Source organism: Actinacidiphila acidipaludis (genome assembly GCF_019890725.1).
GTDB classification, from domain to species: domain Bacteria; phylum Actinomycetota; class Actinomycetes; order Streptomycetales; family Streptomycetaceae; genus Actinacidiphila; species Actinacidiphila acidipaludis.
In genome coordinates this window covers 64296-90669 of sequence record NZ_JAINZZ010000017.1, presented here as the reverse complement: position 1 = coordinate 90669, position 26374 = coordinate 64296, and the positions used below count along the sequence as shown (strand labels likewise).

Sequence of the window (26374 nt, the reverse complement as noted above, 5' to 3'; positions counted from 1 at the left end):
CACCCTCTCCGAGTTGGTCCTGGATCCGCCGTTGACGCGGGCGTGCCCTCAGGCCGCCGCGGCCGCCGGCACCGGTTCGGCGGCCTGCTCCTTCCGCAGGGTGCGGCGGAACGGGCCGTCCGCCGCCGCCAGTTCGGCGTAGCCACCGCGCTGCACGACGCGGCCTCCGTCCAGGACGACGATCTCGTCCACGGCGCCGCCGGCCAGCCCGGCCAGGCGGTGCGTGATGATGACGGTCGTCCGGCCGCGGGTCGCCGCCAGCAGGTCGGCGGTGAGGGCGTCGGCGGTGGGCAGGTCCAGGTGCTCGGCGGGCTCGTCCAGGACCAGAACGGGGAAGTCGGCCAGCAGCGCCCGGGCCAGGGCCAGCCGCTGCCGCATCCCGCCCGACAGACGGGCGCCGTGTTCGCCGACCGCCAGGTCCAGGTCCACGTCGAGGCGGGCCGCCGCCAGGGCCGCCCGCAACTCGTCGTCTCCCGCGCCCGGGCGGGCGAGCCGCAGGTTCTCCCGCACGGTGCTGTCGAAGACGTGCGCGTCCTGGGCGCACAGACCGACCAGCCGCCGGACGTCGTCGCCGTCGAGCCCCGACGCCTCCTGCCCGGCGAGGGTGTACGAACCGTCTTCGGCGTCGAGGAACCGCAGCAGGACGTGCGCCAGCGTCGTCTTGCCCGCGCCGGACGCGCCGACGACCGCGACGCGGCGGCCCTCGGTGAGCGTGAGGTCCAGCCCGGACACGGCCGGTTCCGCCTGGCCGGGGTGACGTGCCGTCACGCCGCGCAGGACGACGGGGTAGGGCGTGGCGGGCGCGGGCGCCGGGTGCCGCGGCTCTTGGACGGGCACCGGAGCGTCCAGGACCTCCCGTACGCGTTCGGCCGCGCGGCGGCTGCGCTGCCGCTGCTGGACGGCGGCCGGCATCCCGGCGACGGCCTCGAACGCGGCCAGGGGCGTCAGCACCAGGACGGCCAGCAGGACGCCGTGCACCCGGTGGGCTGCGACCGCCTGCACGCCCACGGCGGCGCAGCCGGTGACGGTCAGGCCGGTGATGAGGGCGGTGAGACCGGCTCCCAGCGCGGTCGCGGCGGCCGAGCGCGCGGCGATACGCCGCAGTTCATGGTCGGTCGCGGCGGTCTCCTCCCGGCGTGCGGGCAGCGCGCCCGTGACGGTGAGCTCCGCGGTGCCGGTGAACAGGCCGAGGACCCGCGAGGACAGCTCCCCGCGCACCGGGGCGACGCGGTCCTCGGTCCGGCGGGCGACCGCCGCCGACAGCGCGGGGACGGCCACTCCGGCGAGGAGCAGGCCGACGCCGAGCAGGATGCCCGCGGCCGGCAGCAGCCAGCCGACGGCGACCGCGGTGAGCACGGCGGTGGCGCCCGCGACGAGCGCCGGGAGCAGCCAGCGCAGGAACCAGTCCTGCACCGCGTCGACGTCCGCGACCAGCCGGGACAGCAGGTCGCCGCGCGCGGTGGTGCCCAGCCCGGCGGGCGCGAGCCGCTCCAGCCGCCGGAACACCCCGACGCGTACCTCGGCCAGCGCCCGGAACACCGCGTCGTGGCCCAGCAGGCGCTCGGCGTAGCGGAAGACGGCGCGTCCGATGCCGAACGTCCGGGTAGCCGTCACGGCCACCATCAGATAGAGCACCGGGGGCTGCTGGGCGGCCCGGCTGATGAGCCAGCCGGAGGTCCCCATCAGACCCACCGCGCAGCCGAGCGCGAGGACACCGAGCGCGGCCGCGCCGGTGAGACGCCGCAGGAATCCCGGTGCCCGCACCAGTCCGGTGACCGGCCCGGCCATCAGCCGGCTGCCGCCGGAGGGGGTGTCGCGCGGCTTCCGGTCCGCCGCCGGGTCCGCGGTCCGGGGCGCGGGAACCCGCGGCGGGAGCGCCGTCACGCTGGCGGTGGCCTCGGTGAGCCCGCTCCCGGGCATCTCGGCGGGCAGCGGCCGTGCGGTGGCGGCCGGGGTGACGCGTGCGGCGTCGTCGGCCGGTAGGGGGAAGGCCAGTGCGTGCACGCGGTCGGCCAGGGGCAGCAGGGCCGGGCGGTGGGCGGTCATCATGACCGTGCGGCCACGGGTGAGACGCCGCAGCGCCGTGATGACCGACGCCTCGGTGTCACCGTCGAGATGAGCTGTCGGCTCGTCGAGCAGCAGCAGGGGGCGGTCGGCGAGGAACGCCCGGGCCAGGGCGAGGCGCTGGCGCTGCCCCGCGGACAGTCCGGCCCCGTCCTCACCCAGCACGGTGCCGGGGCCGGCGAAGTCACGGACGCCGGCCGCGGACAGCGCGGCCAGGATCTCCGTGTCGGTGGCGTCCGGACGGGCCAGGCGCACGTTCTCGGCGACTGTGCCCGCGAACAGGTGCGGACGCTGCGGCACCCAGGCGATCTGGGCGTGCCAGGACGCCGGGTCGATCCGGGCGAGGTCGACACCGTCGACCAGGATCCGCCCGGCCGCGGGGACCGCGAAGCCGAGCAGGGCGTTGAGCAGCGTCGACTTGCCCACCCCGCTCGGTCCGGTGACCGCCACGGTCTCGCCGGGTGTGACGCGCAGGGTGGTGGGCGCCAGCAGCCCGTCCTGCCGCACCTCGACGCCGTCCACGGTGATGACGGTGGTGCGCAGGTCGGGGGCGGCCAGGTCACCAGGGACGCGGGCCGGTTCGGCCTCCAGGACCGCGAAGACCTCCTCGGCGGCGGCCAGTCCCTCCGCCGCCGCGTGGTACTGCGCGCCCACCTGCCGCAGCGGCAGATAGGCCTCGGGCGCCAGCACCAGCACCAGCAGGCCGGTACGCAGGTCCAGTTCGCCGTGCACCAGCCGCATGCCGATGCCGACGGCGACCAGGGCCACCGAGATCGTCGCGAGCAGTTCCAGGACGAAGGACGAGAGGAACGCGATCCGCAGGGTCCGCAGCGTGGCGCGCCGGTACTCGCCGGTGATGGCCCGGATGTTCTCGGCCTGGACCTTGGCCCGGCCGAACACCCTGAGTGTGGGCAGCCCGGCGACGACGTCGAGGAAGTGCCCGGACAGCCGGGAGAGCAGCCGCCACTGGCGGTCCATCCGCTCCCGGGTGGCCCAGCCCACGAGCACCATGAACAGCGGGATGAGCGGCAGCGTGATCACGATGGTCAGCGCCGACACCCAGTCGGCGGTGGCGATCCGGGCCAGGACGACCGCGGGCACCACCGCCGCGAGACCCAGCTGCGGCAGGTAGCGGGCGAAGTAGTCGTCCAGGGCGTCGATGCCGCGTGTGGCGAGCGTGGTGAGTTCGCCGCTGCGCCGGCCGCTGAGCCAGGCGGGCCCGAGAGCGGTCGCCCGCTCCAGCAGCCGGCGCCGCAGCTCCGACTTCACGGCCGCTCCGGCCCGGTGGGCGCACAGTTCGGTGAGCCAGGCCACCAGTGCCCGGCCTCCCGCGACCGCGACCAGGCCCAGCAGGTCACCCCGCAGTGCCCCGAGGGAGTCCCCGTGCTGGAAGCCGCCGACCACCACATCGGCGATGAGCGTGGCCTGGACGACCAGGAGCACGGCTCCTACCAGGCCGAGCAGGACGGATCCGGCGAGGAAGGCGCCGGTCGTCCGGGCGTGCCGCACGAGTCGAGGGTCGACAGGTTTCACGTGAAACATCCCCTTTCGCGCTGTTCCACGTGGAACATTCGCGAGTGCCGGGCCATCAGTGCAGGCTTTCCGCGATGTGCTGCGTGCCGATGCGCTTGCGGAACACCCAGTAGGTCCAGCCCTGGTAGAGCAGCACCAGCGGCGTCGCGATGCCCGCGCACCAGGTCATGATCCGCAGGGTGTACGGGGTCGCCGAGGCGTTGGTGACGGTCAGGGACCAGTCGCTGTTGAGGCTGGAGGGCATCACGTCCGGGAACAGCGAGAGGAACAGCATCGCCACCGCGGCGGCGATGGTGATCCCGGAGCAGGCGAACGCCCAGCCCTCGCGGCCCGCGAGGTTCGCACCGACGGCCGCCGCGAGCGCGGCCACTGCCACGATCAGCGCCACCAGACTCCAGGTGTCGCCACTGTGCGCCTGGGTCCAGATCAGGAAGGCCGCCGCCGCGACGGCCGCGACCACTCCGGCCACGCTGGCCAGTGCCCGGGCGCGTTCCCGGATCGGGCCGACGGTCTTCAGCGAGACGAACACCGCGCCGTGGAAGGTGAAGAGGGTCAGCGTGACCAGTCCGCCCAGCAGGGCGTAGCCGTTGAACAGGTCCCAGACGCTGCCGACGTAGTCCTTGGCGGCGTCGATCTTCACCCCGCGGGCGATGTTGGCGAAGGCCACGCCCCACAGCACCGCGGGCACCAGCGAGGTCCAGAAGATCGCGTGCTCCCAGTTCCGCTGCCAGCGCTCGTCCGGCCGCTTGGCCCGGTACTCGAAGGCCACACCGCGCACGATCAGGCAGACCAGGATGACCAGCAGCGGCAGGTAGAAGCCGGAGAAGAGGGTGGCGTACCACTCGGGGAAGGCGGCGAAGGTCGCACCGCCCGCGGTGAGCAGCCACACCTCGTTGCCGTCCCACACCGGGCCGATGGTGTTGATCAGCACCCGGCGCTCGGCGCGGTCGCGGGCGAGCAGCTTGGTGAGGATGCCGACTCCGAAGTCGAACCCCTCGAGGAAGAAGTAGCCCGTCCACAGGACGGCTATCAGGACGAACCACACGTCGTGGAGATGCATGTCGCGCTCCTCAGCTGCTCAGTACGAGAAGGCCATCGGCCGGTCGGCGTCCTCGCGGTCGCCGCCGATCCGGGTGGGGGAGCGGCGGTCGTCGTCCGTCAGCTCGGGTGGGCCGGCCTTGACGTACTTGACCAGCAGCCGCACCTCGATGACGGCGAGCACCGCGTACAGGGCCGTGAAGACGATCACCGAGGTGAGCACTTCGCCGGCCGAGACGCCGGGGGAGACCGCATCCTTGGTGCGCAGCACCCCGTAGACCACCCAGGGCTGGCGGCCGGTCTCGGTGAAGATCCAGCCCCAGGAGTTGGCGAGCAACGGGAAGACCATGGTCAGCAGGGCGATCCGCCAGTACCAGCGGGACAGCCCCTCGTTGATCCGCAGACCCCGGGTGAGCATCAGATGCGGCACTTCGTCCTCGCCTGTCCGGTGCTCCGGTGCGAGCCAGAACCTTCTGCGGGTCAGCCACAGCCCGGCCGCGCCGACCCCGATCGAGATGACGCCGAAGCCGATCATCCAGCGGAATCCCCAGTACGCGACGGGGATGTTGGGCCGGTAGTCGCCGGGGCCGAACTTCTGCTGCTCGGCCTTGTTCACGTCGTTGATGCCGCCGACGTAGGAGCCGAAGTCGTCGGTGGCGAGGAAGGACAGCAGGTTGGGCACCTCGACGGCCACCTCGTTGTGGCCCTTGTTCACATCGCCGACCGCGAAGATCGAGAACGGCGCGCCCTTCTGGCCGTCCCACAGCGCCTCGGCCGCCGCCATCTTCATCGGCTGCTGCTTGAACATGACCTTGCCGAGGGTGTCCCCGCTGATCGCGGTGAGCGCGCCCGCCACCACCGCCACCACCAGCGCCATCCGCAGCGAGGAGCGCATCACCGCGATGTGCTTCTTGCGGGCCAGGTGGTAGGCGCAGATTCCGATCATGAACGCGGCGCCGGTGAGGAAGGCGGCCGACATGGTGTGGAAGAACTGGGCGAGGGCGGTGTTCTGGGTGAGCACCGCGAGGAAGTCGTCGAGCTCGGCCCGCTTGGTCTTCGGGTTGTAGTGGTAGCCGACCGGGTGCTGCATCCAGGAGTTGGCGGCCAGGATGAAGTAGGCGGACAGGACCGTGCCGAGCGAGACCATCCAGATGCAGCCCAGGTGGATCTTCTTCGGCAGCTTGTCCCAGCCGAAGATCCACAGGCCGATGAAGGTCGACTCGAAGAAGAAGGCGATGAGCGCCTCGAAGGCCAGCGGGGCGCCGAAGATGTCGCCGACGAAGCGCGAGTAGGCGGACCAGTTCATGCCGAACTGGAACTCCTGCACGATGCCGGTGACGACGCCCATGGCGATGTTGATCAGGAAGAGCTTGCCCCAGAACTTGGTCGCCTGGAGGTACTTGTCCTTGCCGGTCCGCACCCAGGCGGTCTGCAGTGCCGCGGTCATCGCGGACAGCGAGATCGTCAGCGGCACGAAGAGGAAGTGGTAGACGGTCGTGATACCGAACTGCCAGCGGGCGATGTCCAGCGATCCCAGCGCGATCTGCACGGTTTCGCCTCCCTTTCCGCTCGGGCGAGTCCTTCGCCCGGGTTCACCTGACAAGACATGACGTAGGGGTACGCCACATCCGCTTGTGAACGTGAATACATTCACAAAGTAGTATCGCGCACGCGGAAAAGCCCCCTGACACCGGGGGTGGGTCAGGGGGCACAAGCCCGGAAATTCGGGCCCTACGGGCCTTCGGAGGCCGGCTACAGCTCCTTGCGGAAGGACTCCGCGGTCCGCAGCAGGATCGCGTTCGCCTCGGCCTCACCGATGGTGATCCGGACGCCCTCGCCCGCGAACGGCCGGACCGTCACGCCGGCCCGCTCGCACTGCGCGGCAAAGTCCGTGGTGCGCTCCCCCAGCCGCAGCCACACGAAGTTCGCCTGGGTCTCGGCCACCGTCCAGCCCTGGCCCGACAGCGCCTCGACCACCCGGGCGCGCTCGGCCACCAGACCGGCCACCCGCTCCAGCAGCGCGGGCTCGGCGCGCAGGCTGGCCACCGCCGCGTCCTGGGCGAGCTGGCTCACGCCGAAGGGCACCGCGGTCTTGCGCAGCGCCGCCGCGACCGGGTCGTGCGCGATCGCGAAGCCGATCCGCAGCCCCGCCAGGCCGTACGCCTTGGAGAAGGTCCGCAGCACCGCGACGTTCGGGCGCTCGCGGTACAGGTCGACGCCGTCGGGCACCTCCTCGTCGGTGATGAACTCCCGGTAGGCCTCGTCCAGCACCACCAGGACGTCGGACGGCACCCGGTCGAGGAACCGCTCGAGGGCGGCCCGCCGCACCACGGTGCCGGTCGGGTTGTTCGGGTTGCAGACGAAGATCAGCCGGGTGCGCTCGGTGACCGCGTCCGCCATCGCGTCCAGGTCGTGCCGCTCGTCGGCGTCGAGCGGAACGTGCACCGCCGTCGCGCCGCTGATCCGGGTGATGATCGGGTAGGCCTCGAAGGACCGCCAGGCGTAGATGACCTCGTCGCCGGGGCCGGACGTCACCTGCAGGAGCTGCTGGGCCACACCCACCGAGCCGGTGCCGGTCGCCACGTGCTCCGCGGGAACGCCGAAGCGCGCCGCGAGCTCGTCGGTGAGCGCCGAACAGGCCATGTCGGGGTAGCGGTTGATGGACCCCGCGGCGGCGATCGCCGCCTCCAGGACCCCGGGCAGCGGAGGGTACGGGTTCTCGTTCGAGGACAGCTTGAAGGCAGGCCCGGTCTGGGCCCCGTCTTCGTCCGCAGCCGGGGGTCGCCCGGGCTTGTAGGTGGGGATGCTGTCCAGTTCCGCGCGCAGCTTGGGGGTGGTCATGACCTCACCCTACGAGCCGCGCGGAGGACTGGGGAGAGGCGAGCGGGAGTGCGCTCTGCCACAGGTCCGCGGGGGGCCGCGGACGCATGCCCGGGTGGCGTGCGCGGTGGCGCGCGTCCCCCGTAGGAGTGAGTTGCCGGAAGGGCTGCGACAGGGCCAATGGCGGGGTCCGGACGGGCGGTGAGCGGTCATCTCCCGTGTCGCAGGGCCTGCCGCCTGCATATTCCACCTTGCATACGGTGTTCGATCTTGCAGAAACCGTTCTTCCGCCTGGTCCAGCGGCCGGAAGCTGGATGGACCAGGACAGCCCTAGGATCGGCACGCCATGACAGCAGCAGGGAAACACCAGGCGAGCCGCCCCGTCGGACGCCGGCTGGAGCGGGCGGGGATCAGGGACGTCGCCGCTGCCGCCGGAGTCTCGATCACGACTGTCTCCGACGCGCTCAACGGCAAGGGCCGACTGCCCGACGCCACCCGCCGCCATGTCCGCGAGGTCGCCGACCGGCTGGGCTACCGCCCCTCCGCCGCCGCGCGCACCCTCCGGACCGGCAGATCGGGGCTGATCGGCCTGACGGTGACGACGTACGGCGAAGAACCGTTCACCTTCACGGAGTTCGCGTACTTCGCGGAGATGGCCCGCGCCGCCACCTCGGCCGCGCTCGCCCGCGGCTACGCCCTGGTCATCCTGCCCGCCTCCTCCCGTCACGACGTGTGGGGCAACGTCGCGCTGGACGGCACCGTCGTCATCGACCCGTCCGACCAGGACCCGGTGGTCACCGAACTCGTCCGGCAGGGTGTACCGGTGGTCAGCGACGGGCGTCCGGCCGGCAGCCTGCCCGTGCACGCCTGGGTCGACAACGACCACGAGGACGCCGTGCTCGGCATCCTCGACCACCTCGCCGCGGCCGGCGCCCGCCGGATCGGGCTGCTGACCGGAACCAGCACCGACACGTACACCAAGCTGTCCACCACCGCCTACCTGGAGTGGTGCCAACGCGTGGGTCAGGAACCGGTCTACGAGGCGTACCCGGCGCACGACCCGTGTGCCGGCGCCGTCGCCGCGGACCGCTTACTAGCGCGGCCCGACCGCCCCGACGCCGTGTACGGCCTGTTCGACCCCAACGGCACCGACCTGCTCGCCGCCGCCCGCCGCTACGGGTTACGCGTCCCCGACGACCTGCTGCTCGTCTGCTGCAGCGAGAGCGGCGGCTACGCCGGCACCGATCCGCCGATCACCACACTCTCCCTTCAGCCGCGCCGGATCGGCACGGCGGTCGTGCAGTTGCTCATCGACGCGATCGAGGGGATCGGTCCCGAGCACCCGGTGCAGCAGGTGATGCCCACCGAGCTGATCATCCGCGCCTCCTCGCAGCGCCGCCCGCACCGCACGACGGTCAGCCCGCCGCGGGGGCCGCAACGCGGAGAGGGCTGAGGTTCGCGGACCCGGTACGCACGCAGCCAGGGCGGAAGAAGCCGGGACCGAAGAACCCGGTACGGAAGAAGCCGGGACCGAAGAACCCGGGACTCGAACGGCCGGACCCGCACAGCCGAAACTCGCGGAGAGGCGCCGGGCGGGCGTCCGACCGGAGCGGAGGAGCGGTATTCGGGGTGGTTTGTCTGGACCTTGGGAAAACCCGGGTGCCTGGGTATGTCACAACGCGCCAGCGTCATTCCTATGATGGGCGAATGGCGGCGCGATCGTGGAGGGGTCGATGACTCAGGGGGCAGGTCAGGGGTATGAACCCGGTGCCGGGTACGAGCCCGGCTACGAACCCGCGCCCGGATACGGGACGGCGCCCGGCTACGAAGCGGCCGCCGGGTACGAACACGGTTACGCGCCCGCGGGTTCCGCGTACGACCAGGGCCCGGCCGGCCCCGGCCAGGTCGCCGCTGCGCACGCCTCGTACGACGCCGGAGTGACCGCGCCCCCGGTGCCCGCCGGTTACGAGCCCACCCACCACGACACCGCCCTGGTCCCGCCGGAGTACACGCCGACGGCCCACGACCTGCCGGTGATCACCCCACGCTCCGAACAGGGCGACCGCCCGGGGCCCCTGTACGTCGTCGGCGACGTCCACGGCTACCTCGCCGAACTGCTGGCCGCACTGCGGGAGACCGGTCTGGTCGACGAGGAGGGCCACTGGTCCGCGGGCAGCGCCCGGCTGTGGTTCCTCGGCGACTTCACCGACCGCGGGCCCGACGGGATCGGCGTCATCGAACTCGTCATGCAGCTCTCGGCCGAAGCCGCGGCGGCCGGCGGCTACTGCCGCGCCCTCATGGGCAACCACGAGCTGCTGCTGCTCGGCGCCCACCGCTTCGGCGACACCCCGGTCAACTCCACCGGCGGCACCGCCTCCTTCCTCGCGGCCTGGCGCCTCAACGGCGGCCAGCCCTCCGACATGGAGCGCCTGGAGGACCGTCACCTCACCTGGATCTCCCGGCTCGACGCCGCCCATGTCACCGACGGCCACCTGCTGGTGCACTCGGACACCACCGCCTACCTGGACTACGGCAGCAGCGTCGAGGAAATGAACGACGCGGTCACCGGTGTGCTGCAGCGCGCCGACGCCGACGAGTGCTGGGACCTGTTCCGGAAGTTCACCAAGCGGTTCGCCTTCCGTGGCGACGACGGCCCCGAGGCCGCCCGGGAACTGCTCGCCACCTACGGCGGCAAGAGGGTCGTGCACGGTCACAGCCCGATTCCGTATCTGCTCGGCGAGGCCGGCGGGGACCACCCGGTGGACGGCGAGGAGCGGGGTCACACGGTGAACGGGCCGATGATCTACGCGGAGAACCTGGCTGTGGCGATGGACGGCGGGGTCACCATGGACGGCCGCCTGCTGGTCGCTCAACTTCCCCTGGTCGGCTAGCAACTGACGGAACGTCAGAGATACGTCAGGCGACAGGAAGAAAACTGCCGCCGCACCCGCGCGTCCCGGCAAGCATCGCCACTCCCACATTTCCTGGTTGCGCCCTGTCACGGCCCCCCGGACCGCCCTACCATCGGCTGTATCCAGGGCACACCGCCGTAGGCACACCGCTCTCCTGACATCCGGAACGCCGAGCCGGTTCCACGTGGAACACACAACCGGTCGCATACGGAGCGTCGGAGCATCGGGGGATGCATATGAACAGCGCTCCACACCTGCTCAACGAAGACCGCTCGGACTTCGAGCATGTCCTCGACGACGCGCTGCGCATCGTCCTCGACGACATGGACGCGGAGTCCAGGTCGCCGCTGAACGCCGAGCAGTTGCGCACCATGGCGCTGGCCGCCTCCGACCACATAGCGGCGGCAGCGGCCGACGAGTACGACGCGTACCGGACGCTGCGGGCGGACACCCGCGAGGCGGCCCAGGAGTCCGCGCGCGCCCGGGACACCCGCGCGTTCGGCTACGCGGCGATGGGCGTCGCCGAGGGCGCCGGATCGGGCGCGGGTCTCTTCGCGATCATGGCGGTGCTGACGCCGATCCTCGCCGGCGCCGCCGCGGTGATCTTCCTGCTCATCGGCTACGCCCTGGCCGCGGTGTCACCCGAGCCGTCGATCGCCTCACCGCTGCGGACGGCCGGCTGGTTCTTCGCCGCCATCATGGCCGCGTCCGTCCTGCTGGGCGGCGTGGGGCTGCTGGTCACCGCGCTCCGGGACAGCTCCTCGGCGATCCACGACACCCCCGACGCGATGCCGCCCGAGGTGGCGCAGGCCCGTCTGCGGTGGCACGAGGCCCTGATGAGCCTCGGCCTGCTGCCCTTCCTCGACGACGCGCTGACCAACGCCGCGGCCGGTGCGGCCGCCACCGCGGCCACCGCGCCGCCCGCCTCCCCGGCCGCACCGCCCTCCCCGCGCATGCCACGCCTGGGCTACACCCGCCCGGACTTCAGCTCCCCGCAGGACCCGCACACCGCCGCCCCCCGCTTCTCCTCACCCGACTTCAGCAGCCCCGATTTCGGGAGCCCGGACTTCAGGAGCCGGGACTTCGGAGGGACGGACCTCGGGGGGCGCGACTTCGGCGGCCCGGACTACGGCGGGCCCGACCACCGGGCGCAGTAGCGCGCGTCCACGGTTGGCCGTTGCCAGGTCGCGGGCCGGCTCCCGGGCGGATTGACTCGTTGGCGACCCAGTTCAGCGACTGGTCGGAACGGGAGAGGCCCATGCAAGTCCGTCGTCCGCTTGCCGTGCTGTGCGTGATCGCCCCGCTCGCCATCGGGACGGCCGCCTGTTCCGACTCCTCCGGGGGAACGGTGACGGGGACCCGCGGGCTCACGGTCGTCCGGCAGATCAGCAACCCCGTCCAGAACAACTGCGAGCACTTCGGCCCGATCGGGGTGACCCGGGTCCAGAACAACACCGGCGTGGACATCATCCTCCACAAGAACCCCGACTGCACCGATCCGCCCGGCCAGACCAGCTTCTACCTGCCCGCCACCGAGTCCGCCAACGTCGTCATCAGGCAGGGCCTCTGGAAGAGCTTCGCGCCGACCGGCTTCCCGCCTCCCGTCCCGGTGAACTGACCGGGCCGGTTCCGCCGGGCCGGCGCCTGCCGCTACTCCCCGCCGCCGATGCCGTCCAGTTCCACCACGGCGTCCGCGGGCAGTTCCAGGGCCGCGCCCGCGATGTTCTCGCGCAGGTGCGAGGCCGAGGACGTGCCCGGGATGAGCAGCATGTTCGGCGAGCGCCGCAGCAGCCAGGCGAGCGCCACGGACATCGGCGTGCTCTCCAGGCGTGCGGCGACCTTGTGCAGGGTGTCCGACTGCAGCGGGGACATGCCGCCCAGCGGCCAGTACGGCACATAGGCGATGCCCTGACGCGCCGTGCTGTCGACCAGCGCGTCGTCCTGCCGGTTGGCGATGTTGTAGAAGTTCTGCACGCACACGACCGGGGCGATCGCCTGCGCCTCGGCGAGCTGGTCCGCGTCGACCGTGCTCAGCCCGAGGTGCCGGATCAGGCCCTGCTGCCGCAGCTCGGCCAGCGCCCCGAACTGCTCGGCGAGGGAGCCGGGTTCGGGGGAGTCGAGGCCGCCCAGCCGCAGGTTCACCACGTCGAGCACGTCGAGGCCGAGACGCCGCAGGTTGTCGTGGACCTGCTGCACCAGCTCGGCGGGGGTGCGGGCGTGCAGCCAGTTGCCCTGATCGTCACGCCGCGCGCCGACCTTGGTGACGATGTGCAGGTCGTCCGGGTACGGCGCGAGGGCCTCGCGGATGATCTCGTTGGTGACGTGCGGGCCGTAGAAGTCGGCCGTGTCGATGTGGCGGATGCCCAGGTCCACGGCCGCCCGCAGCACGGCGACCGCCGCGTCACGGTCCGCGGGCGGCCCGAAGACGCCCGGCCCGGCGAGCTGCATCGCGCCGTAACCGAACCGGGTGAGGGTGAGCCCGGCCACCGGGTAGGTGCCGCCGGGAAGCTCGTAGTCAGTCATGATTCCTTTCCGCCGGCCCGCGTCCGCGGGGGCTGATCTCACGCTAACCAGCCCGCGCGGACACAGCCTGTGCCCCGGTCATCCTGGGAGTGAGGGGACCAGGCACCGCCCGCCGCCGGCTCGTACGATCGGAAGCATGAGCAGGCCCAACGCACTCGGCGAGTATCTGCGGGCCCGGCGCGAGCTGATCGACCCGGCGGAGGCCGGGCTGCAGGTGGTCGGAGTCCGCCGCACGCCCGGGCTGCGCCGCGAGGAGGTCGCCACCCTGGCCGGCATCAGCGCCGACTACTACCTGCGGCTGGAGCAGGGACGCGACCGCAATCCGTCCCCGCAGGTGCTGGAAGCGCTGGCGCGGGTGTTCCGGCTGGACGCCACCGCCACGCAGCACCTGCTGAGCCTGTCCACCGCGCGCCCCGCCGCGGCCCGCCGGCCCCGCCGCGAGGTGGTGCCCGCCGGGATCCGGCAGCTCCTCGACGTCGTCAACGTCCCGGCGTTCGTGGAGAGCCGCAGGTTCGACGTGCTCGCCGCGAACGCGCTGGCCTGCGCGGTGTCCCCCAGTCTGCGACCGGGCGTCAACCGGCTGCGGGCGATCTTCCTCGACCCCGCCGAGCGCGAGCTCTACCCGGACTGGGAGAAGGCGGTGCGCGGCATGGTCGCCGGGTTCCGCGCGTCGGTGGGCACCGACGTCGACGACCCGCGGACTGTGCAGCTCGTCGGTGAGCTGTCACTGGCCAGCGAGCCGTTCCGGCGGCTGTGGGCACGGCACGACGTCGCCCCGCTGGCAGGCGGGTCGATGCGGCTGCGGCACCCGCGGGCCGGGCTGCTCGAACTGCGCCGCGAGAAGCTGCCGATCAGCGACTCCGGCGGTCAGATCCTGGCGCTCTACCACGCCGAGCCCGGCTCGCCCACCGCCCGCGCCCTCGACGTCCTCCGCGCTGAGGCCCGGAGCGAGACCCCTGACCAGGCCCCTGATCAGACCCCGAACCAGGCCCCGAACCGGGCGACCGGGACGCCGGCCGAAGCCCCGGCCGAGACCCCAGGCCCGCGGGCCCGCCCCGCGGGCACCGTCTGAAGCCGCGGCGGTGGGCGACCAGGTGGCGCCCACCGCCGGTCCTGCGAGATGCCGGTCAGTCGGCCAGGGGCAGATAGACGCGGTTGCCGGAGGCGGCGAACTCGCGGGACTTCTCGGCCATCCCCGCCTCGATCTCCGCCTCCGTCCCGGAGCCGGTCCCAGTCCCGATCCCGGGCCCCGCTTCCGTGCCGGTCGGGGCCCCGGACCCGCCGTGGGTGCGGCGGATGTCCTGGGAGATCTTCATCGAGCAGAACTTCGGGCCGCACATCGAGCAGAAGTGGGCGGTCTTCGCGGGCTCGGCGGGGAGGGTCTCGTCGTGGAAGGAGCGGGCGGTGTCGGGGTCGAGGGCCAGGTTGAACTGGTCCTCCCAGCGGAACTCGAAGCGCGCGTCGGACAGCGCGTCATCCCACGCCTGCGCGTCGGGGTGGCCCTTGGCGAGGTCCGCGGCGTGCGCGGCGATCTTGTAGGTGATCACCCCGGTCTTCACGTCGTCCCGGTCGGGCAGGCCGAGGTGCTCCTTGGGCGTGACGTAGCAGAGCATCGCCGTGCCCCACCAGGCGATCATCGCGGCGCCGATGCCCGAGGTGATGTGGTCGTAGGCGGGCGCGATGTCCGTGGTCAGCGGGCCGAGCGTGTAGAACGGCGCCTCCTCGCAGATCTCCTGCTGGAGGTCGATGTTCTCCTTGATCTTGTGCATCGGGACGTGGCCCGGGCCCTCGATCATCGTCTGCACATGGTGCCGCTTGGCGATCGTGTTGAGCTCGCCGAGCGTGCGCAGTTCCGCGAACTGCGCCTCGTCGTTGGCGTCCGCGATGGACCCGGGGCGCAGGCCGTCGCCGAGGGAGAACGTCACGTCGTACGCGGCGAGGATCGTGCAGAGCTCCTCGAAGTTCTCGTACAGGAACGACTCCTTGTGGTGCGCCAGGCACCAGGCGGCCATGATCGAGCCGCCGCGCGAGACGATGCCGGTCTTGCGACGGGCCGTCAGCGGCACGTACCGCAGCAGCACGCCGGCGTGGACGGTCATGTAGTCGACGCCCTGCTCGGCCTGCTCGATGACGGTGTCCTTGTAGATCTCCCAGCTCAGTTCCTCGGCGCGGCCGTCGACCTTCTCCAGCGCCTGGTAGAGCGGCACCGTGCCGATGGGGACGGGCGAGTTGCGCAGCACCCACTCGCGCGTGGTGTGGATGTTGCGGCCGGTGGACAGGTCCATCACGGTGTCGGCGCCCCAGCGGGTGGCCCAGGTCATCTTCTCGACCTCCTCCTCGATGGACGAGGTGACCGCCGAGTTGCCGATGTTGGCGTTGACCTTCACCAGGAACCGCTTGCCGATGATCATCGGCTCGATCTCCGGGTGGTTGACGTTCGCCGGGAGCACCGCGCGCCCGGCGGCGATCTCCTCGCGCACGACCTCCGGGGGGACGTTCTCGCGCAGGGCGACGAATTCCATCTCGGGGGTGATCTCGCCGCGCCGCGCGTACGCGAGTTGCGTGACGGGCAGCCCGTCGCGGCCGCGGCGCGGGAGCCGGGGCCGCCCGGGGAACACCGCGTCGAGGTTGCGGAGGCCGCCGCGGGGCGCGGTGTGCCGGAGGCCGTCGTCCTCGGGGCGGACGGGGCGTCCGGGGTACTCCTCGGTGTCGCCGCGTCCGGCGATCCAGTTCTCCCGGAGCGGGGTGAGGCCCCTCCGGACGTCGGTCTCCACGGTCGGGTCGGTGTACGGACCGGACGTGTCGTACAAGGTCACGTCGCGGCCGGTGGTCAGGTGCACCTGACGGACCGGCACCCTGAGGTCCGGCCGTGATCCGGTGAGGTACGACTTGTGCCAGCCGATGTCACGCGTGCGTGCGTCCTGCATGGTCATCAGACCTACTCCCTACGCCGGCATTACCCGGTAACAGGTTCGGCGGTCGACGCAGCCGTCGCGTTGTCGCGATCCAGCGCCCTCTCAGCCCGGTGCTCCGAGCTCCCGCGTTGTGCAAAGGTGGCCCCAACGGTAGCGAAGGGGTGCGGACACACACCAGGGGCCTTGCGATGATCGGGCCGTGGACACCTCCCCGGCCGGCGCGCACGGTCACTCGCACAGTCACGGTCACAACCATGGGCCCGTGCCGCCGGTGTCGCGTCACCTGCGCAAGGTCATCGCCGCCGTCCTGGTGCCGTTCGCCGCCGCCGTCGTCGCGGGCCTGGTCCTGCTGTGGCCCGGCGGCGCCCCGGCCCACGACCGCACGGGCGTCGGCTTCGACCAGCAGACCCGGCAGGGCACGGTCGTCCGGCTGGCCGACCTGTCGTGCAAGGCGGCGAACGCCCTGCCGGACCAGTCGCCTTCGGGCGGCCCGGTCCCGGACGCCTGCCAGAAGGCGACGATCGAGGTGGCGTCGGGGCCGGACAAGGGAGCGACATTCACCGAGATCGTGCAGCCCGACCAGACCCGCCGCTACACCGTGGGCCAGGGCGTCGTGCTGGCGTACGCGCCCAACGCGCCCGCCGGGCAGCGCTATTCGGTGACCGATGTCGATCGCGGTTTCCCGCTGGCGCTGCTGGCGGGCCTCTTCGCGCTGGCCGTGATCGTCGTGGGCCGGCTGCGCGGGGTGATGGCGCTGATCGCCCTGGCGGTGTCGTTCGCCGTGCTGACGCTGTTCATCCTCCCGGCGATCCTGCGGGGCGACAATCCGCTGCTGGTCGCGGTGGTGGGCGGCAGCGCGATCATGCTGGCCGCCCTGTACATGTGCCACGGGCTGAACGCGCGCACCTCCGTGGCGGTGCTGGGCACGCTGTGCTCACTGTTCCTGATCGGGGCGCTGGGCTCGGGGTTCATCGGCTGGGCGCACCTGACGGGCAACACCTCGGACGAGACCGGCCTCATCCACAGCCTCTACCCGCACATCGAGATCAAGGGCGTCCTGCTGGCGGGCATCATCATCGGGTCGCTGGGCGTGCTGGACGACGTGACGGTGACCCAGGTGGCCGCGGTCTGGGAGCTGAAGGACGCCGATCCGGGGGCCAACTGGCGCAAGCTGTACGGCGCGGGGATGCGGATCGGGCGGGACCACATCGCCTCGGTGGTCAACACCCTGGTGATGGCCTACGCGGGCGCGGCCCTGCCGCTGCTCCTGCTGTTCTCCATCGCCCGCAGCGGGGTGCTGCGGGTGGCCAGCAGTGAGCTGGTCGCCGAGGAGATCGTCCGGACACTGGTGGGGAGCATCGGCCTGGTGGCCTCGGTGCCGCTGACGACGGCGCTGGCGGCTCTGGTGGTGAGCTCCGACCGGGGCGGCGGTTCGGGCGCGGGCCGCGGTGAGGGGGGCCGCGGCGCCGCGGCCGGCCACGGCGGCGCCGAGCCGACCGGTTCCGGGTACGTCACGGCCGGCCGCCCGGACGCGGGTGGTTCCGCGGTGCCGGGGCAGCCGGCCGGGGTGCGGGGCGCCGGGCGCCCCGGAGGCTCGGGCGGCGGAAGTCACCGCCGCCGTGCAAGGTGAGCGGCCCGCCCGTGCGGGCCGGGCTCGCCGGCCGCCTCACCAGTCGCGCTTGGATCCGCCGCCGGAGGTGACCCGCTTCACCACGAAGACCAGGGCGCCGACCAGGATCACGAAGACGACGACCTTGAACAGCAGGCCGACGACGATGCTGATGAGGCTGGCGATGAGTCCGCCGAAGACCACCAGCGCGATGACCGGGATACCGATCCACTTGACCCACCAGGGCAGGTTCTTCAGCAGGTTCTCCATGACGGTCGTGGTCTCCTTGGTTGCCGCCGCGTTCTGGTACTTCGAGAGTAGGGCCATCCGGCCGTACCGCGGGGCCTCCGGAGTCCCGATCCGACCCTGAACGCACCCCTAGGGTTCCGGGGGCGAGAAGACCACCATGACCCTGAGGTCCTCGCTGATGTGGTGGAAGCGGTGCGGGGTGCCCGCCGGCACGAAGACCACGCTGCCGCGCGCCACCGAGGTCGTCTCGTCACCCACCGTGATGGACGCCCGGCCGCTGACCACGAGGTAGATCTCGTCCTGACCGTGCGGCTGCTGGGGATCCGTCTCGCCGGCCCGCAGCGCGTACAGCCCGGCCGACATGCTGGTTTCCTTGAGAAAGCGCAGGTAGGCGCCTTGATTGGCCGCGCGCTCCGCGTCCAGGTCGTCCAGCCGGAACACCTTCATCGCCACTCCTCAGGCTGCGGTACCGCTACGGTTCCGTTCGCTCTCTTGTCCTGGTGATCAGTTCTGCGACGATCACACCATGAAGAATTTCATCGTCAAGACCCTGGCCAACGCCGGGGCCCTGGGCGTGGCCATCTGGCTGCTCAAGGACATCACGCTCACCGGTGGCTCCACGGCGCACAAGGTCCTGACCCTGATCCTGGTCGCACTGGTCTTCGGACTGGTGAACTGGCTGGTCAAGCCCTTTGTCAAGGTGCTGTCCTTCCCCCTGTTCATCCTCACCCTGGGTCTGATCACCCTGGTGGTGAACGCCCTCATGCTGCTACTGACGTCGTGGCTGGCGGGCAAGCTGAGCCTGGACTTCCACGTGTCCGGGTTCTGGACCGCGGTCCTCGGCGCACTGATCGTCAGCATCGTGTCGTGGGCCCTGCACGTCGTGCTGCCGGACGAAGAGTGATGAACGGCACGAACGGCCGCGCTGCCGGTACGAACGGCGCGGCCGGCGCGGACACCTCCGGCGGGCCGGGCGACAGCACGCGCAGCGTGCACGCGGGCCGGCCGCCGGCGACCCCGTACGAGCCGAGCCTGCCCGGGCCGGTCTTCGTCTCGCACTACCACCTGCCGGGCGAGGCCACCGGCCCCTACACCTACGGGCGGGACGAGAACCCCACGTGGGTCCGGCTGGAAGCGGCGATCGCGGAACTGGAGGCGCCCGGCGACGCCGCGGCCGCCACGGTGTCCTTCGCCTCCGGCATGGCGGCGATCGCCGCCGTCGTACTGTCCCAGGTGCGAGCGGGCGAGACCGTGGTGCTGCCCTCGGACAGCTACCAGGCGACCCGCGCGCTGCAGGAGCGGCTGGAGTCCTTCGGGGTCGCGGTGCGGCTCGCCCCCACCGCCGGCGACGCCCAGCTCGCGGAGCTGGAGGGCGCCCGGCTGCTGTGGCTGGAGACGCCGTCCAACCCCGGGCTGGACGTGTGCGACATCCGGCGGCTGGCCGACGCCGCCCACGCGGCGGGCGTGCTGGTGGCCGTCGACAACACCCTGGCCACGCCGCTCGGCCAGCGGCCCCTCGACCTCGGCGCCGACTTCTCGGTGTCCAGCGGCACCAAGGCGCTCTCCGGCCACGGCGACCTGCTGCTCGGCTACGTGACGACGCGGGACGCGGCGCTGGCCGCGAGCGTGCGGAAGTGGCGCAAGCTGGTCGGCGCGATCCCCGGGCCCATGGAGGCCTGGCTCGCGCACCGCTCGCTGGCGACGCTCGCCCTGCGGGTGGACCGGCAGGCGGCCAACGCCCTGGCGCTGGCGAACGCGCTGCTGGCCCGGCCCGAGGTCACCGGCGTGCGCCACCCGGGGCTGCCCACGGACCCGGCGCACCAGGTCGCCACCGCGCAGATGCGCCGGTTCGGGAGCGTGGTGTCCTTCACCCTGCCCGACCAGGCCCACGCCGAGCGGTTCCTTGCTGCGCTGCGGCTGACCGCGGAGGCGACGAGCTTCGGCAGTGTGCAGTGCACGGCCGAGCGCCGGGCGCGCTGGGGCGGGGACGCGGTGCCGGCCGGCTTCATCCGCTTCTCCGTGGGCATCGAGGACGCCGACGACATCGTGGCCGATGTGCTGCGCGCCCTGGACGAGGCGGCCGCCTGAGACGAGGCGGCCGCCCGGGCCCTGCCCGGGCGACGCACCGCCGCCGCTCGGGCCGCGGCTGTTTCTGCGGCCCGCGGCATTCCCGCCGGCACCGCCGCTCACCAGGGGCCCGGCGATTTCGACGCCCTGGGCACGTTTGCTGCGCCGTCCGTCGCGGCAGATCTCAGGCATGCCCCCGGACACGCACCCTGGCACCACCACTCGCCCGGTGGTCAAGCGCACGGCCCGCGCGATCGTCCTCGACGGCGACCGCCTCGTCCTGATCAAGCGGACCAAGCCCGGCCTCGCCCCGTACTGGGTGACGCCGGGCGGCGGTGTCGACGAGGAGGACGCGAACGTCCTCAGCGCCCTGCACCGCGAGATCGACGAGGAGCTGGGCGGCAAGATCACCGACGCCGTTCCCGCCTTCGTCGACACCACCGAGCACATCGCCGAGGACGGCTCGCACGGTGTGAAGGTGTCGTACTTCTTCGTCTGCCGGCTGGAGTCGATGGACCCGGCCCAGCGGCACGGCCCGGAGATCGAGGCGCCCTGTGGCGACTACGAGATCGTGCGGGTGCCGTTCAGCAGGATGGGCCTCGCCTCGGTGGACATCGTCCCGCTGACGCTGCGGCACTACCTGGACGCGAACATCGAGGGAGTGCTGGGGCTGCTGGGCCCGGACCTGCGGTGACGCGGTCGCCGGGGCGCCCGGCCGACCTCCGCTGACCGGGACCGGCGACGCCGCCGCGGGCCGCCTCGCCCTCACTTCGCGGCGGACACCAGCTCATGGACGAGGTCGTGCCGGATGCGGTGCGAGGGCATGCCGATCCGGACCAGGGTGTCGACGCTGCTGCGGATCATCCCCGGCGGCCCGGACAGGTACGCGTCGTGGGTCTCCCACGGCCCGAACTCCTCGACGGCGTCGGGGAGCGGGCCGGTCAGCGCGTCGGGCGGGGTGTCGGAGACGACCGTGCGCACCGACAGCCAGGGGTGCCGGGCCTTCATCTGGAGCAGGGTGTCCAGGTCGTAGAGGTCGGCCGCGTGCCGGGCGCCGTAGAAGATGTCGACCGAGCGCCGGTCGCCGTGCGCGGCGACGTCCTCGACCAGGGCCCGGATGGGAGCGATGCCGGTGCCGCCGCCCAGGCAGAGCAGGCCGCTGGCGCTGGCGTGATCCACGGTCATGGTGCCGGCCGGCGGACCGAGGCGGATGACGCTGCCCGGGGCCGCCCGGTTGACCAGGGCGTTGCTCACCCAGCCCGCCGGAACCGCCCGGACATGGAACGTGAGCAGGCCGTCGGCCCGCGGCGCCGAGGCGAAGGAGTAGTGCCGCCAGACGCGGGGCCACCAGGGTGTCTCGACGGCTGCGTACTGGCCGGCCAGGAACGGATACGGCTGGTCGGTCCGCACAGTCAGCACGGCCACGTCCCGGGTACGGCGCTCGTTGCTGACGACCTCGGCGCTCCACCAGGCCGGCGCGGTCTTCTCGTCGGCGGCCGCCGCGTCGATCATGATCTGCGAGATCACGGTGTAGGCCCGCACCCAGGCGGCCTCGGTCTGCGCGGTCCACACCGCTGAGGCATAGCGGGACAGCGCGCCGATCAGGGCTTCACCGAGGGCCGGGTAGTCGTGGGCCTGGGTCCCGTACTTGCGGTGACCGCGCCCGAGCTGCGCGAGGTACTCGGTGAGCGCACCCGGGTCGTCGATCCGGTCGGCCGCGGCGAGCAGTGCCCGGAACAGCCGGTCGCGCTGGGCCTCCATCGCTGCCGGGAACAGGTCACGCAGGTCCGGGCGGCGCAGGAACAGCAACGCGTAGAAGTACGAGGTCGCCTTGTCGGCTACAGGTGCGATCTCGTCCATGGTGCGCCGGATGAGAAAGGCGTCCGGCGACGGCGGCTTGGCGTCCATGATGAGCCGAGCCTGGCACCCGGCCCCACCAGATCGTGTGAATTGCGCGAAGCGCCGCCCCTGCGGACGGGCAGGCGCGTAGGGTGATGGGTCGCCCGTGTCGCGGCACGCGATGTTCCACGTGGAACACGAAGCGTCACCGATGGCGTCACCGATGCCCTCAGGCTCTACTTGCGTGCCTGTCGTGGCCTGCGCACTCCCTGCACACCCTCGGGGCTCTCGACGGGGACGGCGCAGTGCCCGGTGGCCAGCCGGTTGAGCGCGGAGACGAAGATGTCGCGCTCAGCGTCCGGCAGCGCGTCCAGGACGTCCCGGTGCACCCGGTCGACGATGGCCTGGCCCGCGGCGACGACCTCCTGGCCCTTCGGGGTGACCTTGATGATCCGCGCCCGTCGGTCGGTCGCGGACGGCACGCGCTCGGCCAGCCCGTCACGTTCCAGCAGGTCGACGGTGACGACCATCGTCGTCTTGTCGAGGTCGGAGAGCTCGGCGATCTGTGCCTGGGTGCGCTCGGCCTGCGAGGCATGGGCGAGCACGCAGTGCGCGCGCGGCGACATGCCGATCTCCGCCAGAGCGGCCGTCATCTGCGTGCTCAGCACATGGGCGGTGTGCTGCAGCAGGAACGACAGGTCAGGAGCACTGAGGGCGGCGGGTGCGGTCGGAGCGGTCATGCCGTCCAGGCTAACAAATAGGTCAGATACGGGATTGTTTCGCGACAGACCTATCTCGACTCCTCCGTCCCACCCCCGCGTCCCCGAAAGAGGAACCGTAAAAGATAGTCTCTTACAAAACCTTCTGCTACGGTCGGTATTGGTCATCGATCCGCCAGGAGGCGACCCGTTATGCGACAGCCATCCCCCGCGCCACCCGCCGCGCCCGGAAGCCGTTCGGCGACCGGCACCCGTTCCCCCGGCGCGGCCCTCGCCGTACTGAGCGCCGGAACCCTGATGATCATCCTCGACGGGACGATCGTGAACGTGGCGCTGCCGTCCATCCAGCGCGACCTGGGCTTCTCCCAGGCCGGACTGGCCTGGGTGGTGAACGCCTACCTCATCGCCTTCGGCGGACTGCTGCTGCTCACCGGACGCCTGGGCGACCTGCTCGGCCGGCGCCGCATCCTCGTCGCGGGGCTGACCGCTTTCAGCGCCGCCTCACTGCTGTGCGGGATCGCCGACTCCGCGGCCGTGCTCGTCGCGGCACGGTTCGTCCAGGGCGCGGCCGGGGCCATGGTCTCCGCCGTCTCGCTCGGCATGGTCATCGCGCTCTACCCCGAACCTCGTGGCCGGGCCCGGGCGATGGGCGTCTACAGCTTCACCCAGTCCGCCGGCGGGGTCCTCGGACTCCTGGCGGGCGGCGTGCTCACCCAGGCCATCAACTGGCACTGGATCTTCTTCGTCAACCTGCCGATCGGCATCGGCGCGGCCGTGCTCAGCCTGCGTCTACTGCCGGACGACCGGCCCGCCGACCGCCGTTCGCCGCGCGGCGCCGACGTCCCCGGCGCGGTCCTGGTCACCGCCGCCCTGATGCTGGGGGTCTCCACCATCGTCAGGACCGCCGACCACGGCTGGACCTCGACCGCGACCGTAATCTCGGGGGCGCTGTCGCTCGCCCTGCTCGCCGCCTTCCTGCTGCGGCAGGCCACGGCCGCCCACCCGCTCATGCCGCTGCGGCTGTTCCGTTCCCGGATCGTGGCGGGCGCCAACCTCGTGCAGTCCCTGATGGTCGCCGGAGGCTTCGGCTTCCAGTTCCTGACCGCCCTCTACCTACAGCGGGTCCTCGGCTACGACCCGCTGCGGATCGGCCTGGCCATCGCGCCGACCGGCGTGGTCATCGGTGTGATGTCCCTGCTGCTCTCCGCCCGGCTCGGCTCCCGCTTCGGCGAGCGTGCGGTACTGCTGCCCAGCCTGGCGCTCTTCGCCTCCGGCTTCCTGCTCCTGGCCCGGGCGCCCGCCGCGCACGCGTCGTACGCGGCCGACATCCTGCCGCCGATCCTGGTGTTCGGTGTGGGCTTCGGTCTCGCCATGCCCTCGCTGATGACCCTGGGCATGTCGGACGCCACTCCGGCCGACTCCGGCCTGGTCTCCGGGGTGTTCAACACCGCACAGCAGATCGGCGGCGCTCTCGGTCTGTCCGTGCTGGCCTCCCTCGCGGGTGCCCGCACCGACCACCGGCTCGCGGCCGGCACCGCGCTGCGCCAGGCGCTGACCAGCGGCTACCACCTCGCCTTCGTGGCAGCCGCCGGTCTGCTCGCCGCCGCCACCGTGATCGCCGGGGTGCTGCTGCGCCCCCCGGCGAGGCCCGGCGACGGCGCGGCGCCGCCCGACGACCCTGCTGCGGCGGTCAGTGCCAGCCGGGGAAGCCTCCGGGCACCGGAGCCGACGGATCGTAGGGCTCGCGTGTGAACACGAAGGAGCCCAGGTCGAGGTGGCTGAGCGAGCCGTCCCCCCGGCGCACCACGCGCAGCGTCTCACCGGCGTAGTAACCCTCGCGGCCGGTCCAGGTGCCGTCCGGTTCCACGTGGAACCGTGATCCGCGGCCCTGGCCGGTCAGCGGCGCCAGATGCAGCTCACCACCGGCCCGGACCCGCAGCGCGAACCCCGAGGTCCCCCAGTACCAGGGCCCGGCCAGCTCCAGCAGCGTGGGATCGATGTCCTCGGCCGGCCGCCAGGCGGCGGGGAAGACCGGCTCGGCCTCGACCGTGATCGCCAGCAGATCCGCGGCGACCGCGCTCACGGCCGGCCCCGAGGTGCAGTTGGCCAGCGCCAGCGCACCGGTCCCGTCCTCGACGCTCACCCACAGCGCGGCCAGAAACCCCGGCATCGAGCCGGTGTGACCGACCAGTTGGCGGCCGTTCCGCCGCAGCAGCTGAAGCCCCAGGCCGTAGCCGCCGTCCGGATCGACGGCCTGCGGCGGCGCCGCAGGCAGCCGCATCTCCTCGACCGTGCCCGCGCTGAGCACCCCGTCGCGGCCGGCCGCGAGGAAGCCCGCCCAGCGGGACAGGTCCGCCGCCGTGGACCACAACTGACCGGCCGGAGCCATCCGACCGGTCTCCTGCACCGTCTCGGGGACCATCACATCGGCCCACGGATGCACCGCGAAGCCGCCCGCCGCCGGGGCCTGCGGCAGCAGTGTCGTGCGGTCCATGCCCAGCGGCCGCAGCACCTCGGTGGCGAGCACCTCGCCCCAGGGCATGCCGCGCAGCTTCTCGACCACCGCGCCCAGCAGGGCGTATCCGGGGTTGGAGTAGTGATAGTGGCGACCGGGCGCGTGCTTGGCGGGGTCGGGGCCGAGGATGTCGGCGAGTTCGGGGCGCAGCGCGCCCGGTGTGCGCTCCCACCAGGGGCCGGGTGTCTCGGAAGCCAGGCCGGAGGTGTGAGCGAGCAGTTGACCGATCGTCACCCCGACGGCGCCGTCGGCGCCGTCGGTGTCCGGCAGATGCCGTGCGACCGGGTCGGTGAGCTCCAGCCGCCCTTCGTCCCGCAGCCGCATGACCAGCACCGCGACGAAGGTCTTGGTGAGCGAACCGATGCGGTACTGCGTGTCCGCGGCCGGCGCGTGCCCCTCGATCATGCTCCGGGAACCGGTCCACACCGGCCGTCCGTCACGCACCACCGCCGCCACGAGCGAGGGGGTCCGCCCCTCGGCCTGGCCGACGGCCACCCGGTGCGTCAACGCCCTTCGTGTGGCGGGCAGCAGGGTGTTCTCGTACGTCTGCGGGGAGTCGGGGCCGGTCGGGGACTGGGGGTCAACCGTCAATTGTTCGCCTCTCGTGCCGGTACGCACCGGTTGCGGACATCGCTCGCGCGCCCGGGCGGGCGCGCGTGGTCATGCTATTCCGCCGATCCGGGGTCCCCACCGAAACGGACCGCGATGATCGACATCCGCAGCGAGCGCAGCCCCGGGATGCGGTGGGACAGCGGCGCGAGGGCGTAGAGGCCGCGGCCGCGCGGGAACCGCAGGCTGCGGACCTCGGTGATCCTCGGCGACGCGGCGGCCACCTTGCGGTACTCCGTGACGTCCATGCCCCACTCCCAGCGCGGTGCCCGGTACCGGCCGTCGGAGGAGCCGAGGGCGCCGGCCTGGTTGCGGGCGACCATCGCCCGCGGCAGCGCGTCGAAGAGGAACCTGCCACCCGGGAAACGCTCCGCGCAGGCGGCGATAAGGCCCTTGGCCTCGGCCTCCGGCAGATACATCAGCAGCCCCTGCGCGGTGACCATGACGTCCCGCGACGCCACACCGTCGCCCACTTCGTCCATCCAGCGCAGGTCCAGCGCCGAGCAGGCGAGGCTGCGGCGGCGCGGCGGGTCGTCCGGCAGCAGGGTCCTGCGCACCTCGACCGTCTCCGGCAGGTCCACGGAGAGCCAGCGCACCCTGCCGTCGTCGACCCGCCAGAACTGCGTCTCCAGGCCCTCACCGAGCGCCACCACCGTGCCGCCGGGGCGTTCGGCGAGGAACCGGCGCACCTCGTCGTCCAGGCAACGGATCCGCAGGGCGTGCCACTGGGCCATGGAGGCGGCGCCGAACCGCTCGAAGGGGTAGTCGATGCGGTCGACGAGCTCGACGGCCCGCGGGTCGTCGAGCAGCCGGGAGCCGGGCCGCCGCGCCTCCTCGGCCCGGTTGTAGAGGTTCCACAGCAGCGTCTCGGGGACGCCTTCCAGTTCGACCTTGATCCGTTCGTTCTCGGCTGACATGACCTCAGGTTCCCACCGCAGCGGGCCGTGTGAGAAAGGTTGACA

The 26374-nt window shown here is 72.2% G+C and carries 22 protein-coding genes; 10 read left to right on the top strand and 12 right to left on the bottom strand.

Annotated features, from left to right (window positions below):
- Positions 1 to 48 precede the first annotated feature (48 nt).
- From cydD to hisC, 4 genes are all read right to left on the bottom strand, one after another.
- Positions 49 to 3597, bottom strand: coding sequence for a thiol reductant ABC exporter subunit CydD (gene cydD, locus K7862_RS16220; RefSeq protein WP_222963307.1), 3549 nt, complete (start codon positions 3595 to 3597; stop codon positions 49 to 51).
- A gap of 55 nt (positions 3598 to 3652) precedes the next feature.
- On the bottom strand, positions 3653 to 4657 hold the full coding sequence (gene cydB / locus K7862_RS16215; protein ID WP_222963306.1) for a cytochrome d ubiquinol oxidase subunit II: 1005 nt from the start codon (positions 4655 to 4657) through the stop codon (positions 3653 to 3655).
- Positions 4658 to 4675: 18 nt separating this feature from the next.
- On the bottom strand, positions 4676 to 6184 hold the full coding sequence (locus K7862_RS16210; RefSeq protein WP_222963305.1) for a cytochrome ubiquinol oxidase subunit I: 1509 nt from the start codon (positions 6182 to 6184) through the stop codon (positions 4676 to 4678).
- A gap of 203 nt (positions 6185 to 6387) precedes the next feature.
- Positions 6388 to 7476 carry a histidinol-phosphate transaminase gene (hisC, locus tag K7862_RS16205; RefSeq protein WP_222963304.1) on the bottom strand — a complete coding sequence of 363 codons (1089 nt, stop codon included), beginning with the start codon at positions 7474 to 7476 and terminating at the stop codon, positions 6388 to 6390.
- Positions 7477 to 7801: 325 nt separating this feature from the next.
- Between hisC and K7862_RS16200 the strand changes: the two genes are divergently transcribed.
- The 4 genes from K7862_RS16200 (at position 7802) to K7862_RS16185 (ending at position 11985) form a co-directional block, all read left to right on the top strand.
- Positions 7802 to 8908, top strand: coding sequence for a LacI family DNA-binding transcriptional regulator (locus tag K7862_RS16200; protein ID WP_222963303.1), 1107 nt, complete (start codon positions 7802 to 7804; stop codon positions 8906 to 8908).
- A gap of 280 nt (positions 8909 to 9188) precedes the next feature.
- Entirely contained in the window at positions 9189 to 10346 is a 1158-nt protein-coding gene (locus tag K7862_RS16195; protein WP_222963302.1) for a metallophosphoesterase, read from the top strand.
- A 257-nt stretch (positions 10347 to 10603) separates the two neighbouring features.
- Positions 10604 to 11524, top strand: coding sequence for a hypothetical protein (locus K7862_RS16190; protein ID WP_308012017.1), 921 nt, complete (start codon positions 10604 to 10606; stop codon positions 11522 to 11524).
- 101 nt (positions 11525 to 11625) lie between these two features.
- Positions 11626 to 11985, top strand: a complete 360-nt coding sequence (locus tag K7862_RS16185; RefSeq protein WP_222963301.1) for a hypothetical protein — start codon at positions 11626 to 11628, stop codon at positions 11983 to 11985.
- A gap of 32 nt (positions 11986 to 12017) precedes the next feature.
- On the opposite strand, the gene K7862_RS16180 is transcribed toward K7862_RS16185, so the two are convergent.
- Positions 12018 to 12890, bottom strand: a complete 873-nt coding sequence (locus K7862_RS16180; RefSeq protein ID WP_222963300.1) for an oxidoreductase — start codon at positions 12888 to 12890, stop codon at positions 12018 to 12020.
- A 136-nt stretch (positions 12891 to 13026) separates the two neighbouring features.
- Here K7862_RS16180 and K7862_RS16175 point away from each other — a divergent pair, with 136 nt between their 5' ends.
- On the top strand, positions 13027 to 13962 hold the full coding sequence (locus K7862_RS16175) for a helix-turn-helix transcriptional regulator (RefSeq protein ID WP_222963299.1): 936 nt from the start codon (positions 13027 to 13029) through the stop codon (positions 13960 to 13962).
- Between the two features lie 55 nt (positions 13963 to 14017).
- On the opposite strand, the gene thiC is transcribed toward K7862_RS16175, so the two are convergent.
- Positions 14018 to 15823 carry a phosphomethylpyrimidine synthase ThiC gene (gene thiC / locus K7862_RS16170; protein ID WP_222963298.1) on the bottom strand — a complete coding sequence of 602 codons (1806 nt, stop codon included), beginning with the start codon at positions 15821 to 15823 and terminating at the stop codon, positions 14018 to 14020.
- Positions 15824 to 16004: 181 nt separating this feature from the next.
- On the opposite strand from thiC, the gene K7862_RS16165 reads away from it, so the two are divergent.
- Positions 16005 to 17435, top strand: a complete 1431-nt coding sequence (locus tag K7862_RS16165; protein ID WP_308012016.1) for a YibE/F family protein — start codon at positions 16005 to 16007, stop codon at positions 17433 to 17435.
- 36 nt (positions 17436 to 17471) lie between these two features.
- On the opposite strand, the gene K7862_RS16160 is transcribed toward K7862_RS16165, so the two are convergent.
- Complete coding sequence (locus K7862_RS16160) at positions 17472 to 17684, bottom strand: DUF5326 family protein (RefSeq protein ID WP_222963345.1); 213 nt, start codon at positions 17682 to 17684, stop codon at positions 17472 to 17474.
- A 108-nt stretch (positions 17685 to 17792) separates the two neighbouring features.
- Positions 17793 to 18110, bottom strand: a complete 318-nt coding sequence (locus K7862_RS16155) for a cupin domain-containing protein (protein WP_222963296.1) — start codon at positions 18108 to 18110, stop codon at positions 17793 to 17795.
- Positions 18111 to 18189: 79 nt separating this feature from the next.
- Here K7862_RS16155 and K7862_RS16150 point away from each other — a divergent pair, with 79 nt between their 5' ends.
- From K7862_RS16150 to K7862_RS16140, 3 genes are all read left to right on the top strand, one after another.
- Complete coding sequence (locus K7862_RS16150) at positions 18190 to 18567, top strand: phage holin family protein (RefSeq protein WP_222963295.1); 378 nt, start codon at positions 18190 to 18192, stop codon at positions 18565 to 18567.
- Complete coding sequence (locus K7862_RS16145) at positions 18567 to 19751, top strand: cystathionine gamma-lyase (protein ID WP_222963294.1); 1185 nt, start codon at positions 18567 to 18569, stop codon at positions 19749 to 19751. Before K7862_RS16150 ends, K7862_RS16145 begins: the two co-directional genes overlap by 1 nt.
- Positions 19752 to 19920: 169 nt before the next feature.
- A complete protein-coding gene (locus K7862_RS16140; protein ID WP_222963293.1) occupies positions 19921 to 20424 on the top strand; it encodes an NUDIX domain-containing protein in 504 nt (167 codons plus the stop codon).
- Positions 20425 to 20495: 71 nt separating this feature from the next.
- Here the strand turns inward: K7862_RS16140 and K7862_RS16135 are convergent, their stop codons facing one another.
- Both K7862_RS16135 and K7862_RS16130 read right to left on the bottom strand, forming a co-directional pair.
- Positions 20496 to 21638 carry a globin domain-containing protein gene (locus K7862_RS16135; protein ID WP_222963292.1) on the bottom strand — a complete coding sequence of 381 codons (1143 nt, stop codon included), beginning with the start codon at positions 21636 to 21638 and terminating at the stop codon, positions 20496 to 20498.
- A gap of 167 nt (positions 21639 to 21805) precedes the next feature.
- Positions 21806 to 22309 carry a MarR family winged helix-turn-helix transcriptional regulator gene (locus K7862_RS16130; protein WP_222963291.1) on the bottom strand — a complete coding sequence of 168 codons (504 nt, stop codon included), beginning with the start codon at positions 22307 to 22309 and terminating at the stop codon, positions 21806 to 21808.
- 171 nt (positions 22310 to 22480) lie between these two features.
- On the opposite strand from K7862_RS16130, the gene K7862_RS16125 reads away from it, so the two are divergent.
- Positions 22481 to 24040 (top strand): DHA2 family efflux MFS transporter permease subunit, encoded by a 1560-nt coding sequence (locus K7862_RS16125; protein ID WP_222963290.1) that lies wholly within the window; start codon positions 22481 to 22483, stop codon positions 24038 to 24040.
- Here K7862_RS16125 and K7862_RS16120 read toward each other — a convergent pair.
- Together K7862_RS16120 and K7862_RS16115 are read right to left on the bottom strand one after the other, a co-directional pair.
- A complete protein-coding gene (locus K7862_RS16120; protein WP_262413234.1) occupies positions 23979 to 25394 on the bottom strand; it encodes a serine hydrolase domain-containing protein in 1416 nt (471 codons plus the stop codon). The two genes, K7862_RS16125 and K7862_RS16120, sit on opposite strands and share 62 nt — an antisense overlap.
- A gap of 74 nt (positions 25395 to 25468) precedes the next feature.
- A complete protein-coding gene (locus tag K7862_RS16115) occupies positions 25469 to 26329 on the bottom strand; it encodes a class I SAM-dependent methyltransferase (RefSeq protein ID WP_222963289.1) in 861 nt (286 codons plus the stop codon).
- Positions 26330 to 26374 lie beyond the last annotated feature (45 nt).

Excerpts from the sequence above, each read along its gene's own strand:
- K7862_RS16125 (WP_222963290.1), top strand. The coding sequence starts at position 22,481 with ATGCGACAGCCATCCCCCGCGCCACCCGCCGCGCCCGGAAGCCGTTCG.
- K7862_RS16190 (WP_308012017.1), top strand. The coding sequence starts at position 10,604 with ATGAACAGCGCTCCACACCTGCTCAACGAAGACCGCTCGGACTTCGAG.
- K7862_RS16115 (WP_222963289.1), bottom strand. The coding sequence starts at position 26,329 with ATGTCAGCCGAGAACGAACGGATCAAGGTCGAACTGGAAGGCGTCCCC.
- K7862_RS16140 (WP_222963293.1), top strand. The coding sequence starts at position 19,921 with ATGCCCCCGGACACGCACCCTGGCACCACCACTCGCCCGGTGGTCAAG.
- cydB (WP_222963306.1), bottom strand. The coding sequence starts at position 4,657 with ATGCATCTCCACGACGTGTGGTTCGTCCTGATAGCCGTCCTGTGGACG.
- K7862_RS16200 (WP_222963303.1), top strand. The coding sequence starts at position 7,802 with ATGACAGCAGCAGGGAAACACCAGGCGAGCCGCCCCGTCGGACGCCGG.
- K7862_RS16150 (WP_222963295.1), top strand. The coding sequence starts at position 18,190 with ATGAAGAATTTCATCGTCAAGACCCTGGCCAACGCCGGGGCCCTGGGC.
- K7862_RS16180 (WP_222963300.1), bottom strand. The coding sequence starts at position 12,890 with ATGACTGACTACGAGCTTCCCGGCGGCACCTACCCGGTGGCCGGGCTC.
- K7862_RS16145 (WP_222963294.1), top strand. The coding sequence starts at position 18,567 with ATGAACGGCACGAACGGCCGCGCTGCCGGTACGAACGGCGCGGCCGGC.
- K7862_RS16175 (WP_222963299.1), top strand. The coding sequence starts at position 13,027 with ATGAGCAGGCCCAACGCACTCGGCGAGTATCTGCGGGCCCGGCGCGAG.
- K7862_RS16135 (WP_222963292.1), bottom strand. The coding sequence starts at position 21,638 with ATGGACGCCAAGCCGCCGTCGCCGGACGCCTTTCTCATCCGGCGCACC.
- K7862_RS16160 (WP_222963345.1), bottom strand. The coding sequence starts at position 17,684 with ATGGAGAACCTGCTGAAGAACCTGCCCTGGTGGGTCAAGTGGATCGGT.
- hisC (WP_222963304.1), bottom strand. The coding sequence starts at position 7,476 with ATGACCACCCCCAAGCTGCGCGCGGAACTGGACAGCATCCCCACCTAC.
- thiC (WP_222963298.1), bottom strand. The coding sequence starts at position 15,823 with ATGACCATGCAGGACGCACGCACGCGTGACATCGGCTGGCACAAGTCG.
- K7862_RS16155 (WP_222963296.1), bottom strand. The coding sequence starts at position 18,110 with ATGAAGGTGTTCCGGCTGGACGACCTGGACGCGGAGCGCGCGGCCAAT.
- K7862_RS16185 (WP_222963301.1), top strand. The coding sequence starts at position 11,626 with ATGCAAGTCCGTCGTCCGCTTGCCGTGCTGTGCGTGATCGCCCCGCTC.
- K7862_RS16195 (WP_222963302.1), top strand. The coding sequence starts at position 9,189 with ATGACTCAGGGGGCAGGTCAGGGGTATGAACCCGGTGCCGGGTACGAG.
- K7862_RS16130 (WP_222963291.1), bottom strand. The coding sequence starts at position 22,309 with ATGACCGCTCCGACCGCACCCGCCGCCCTCAGTGCTCCTGACCTGTCG.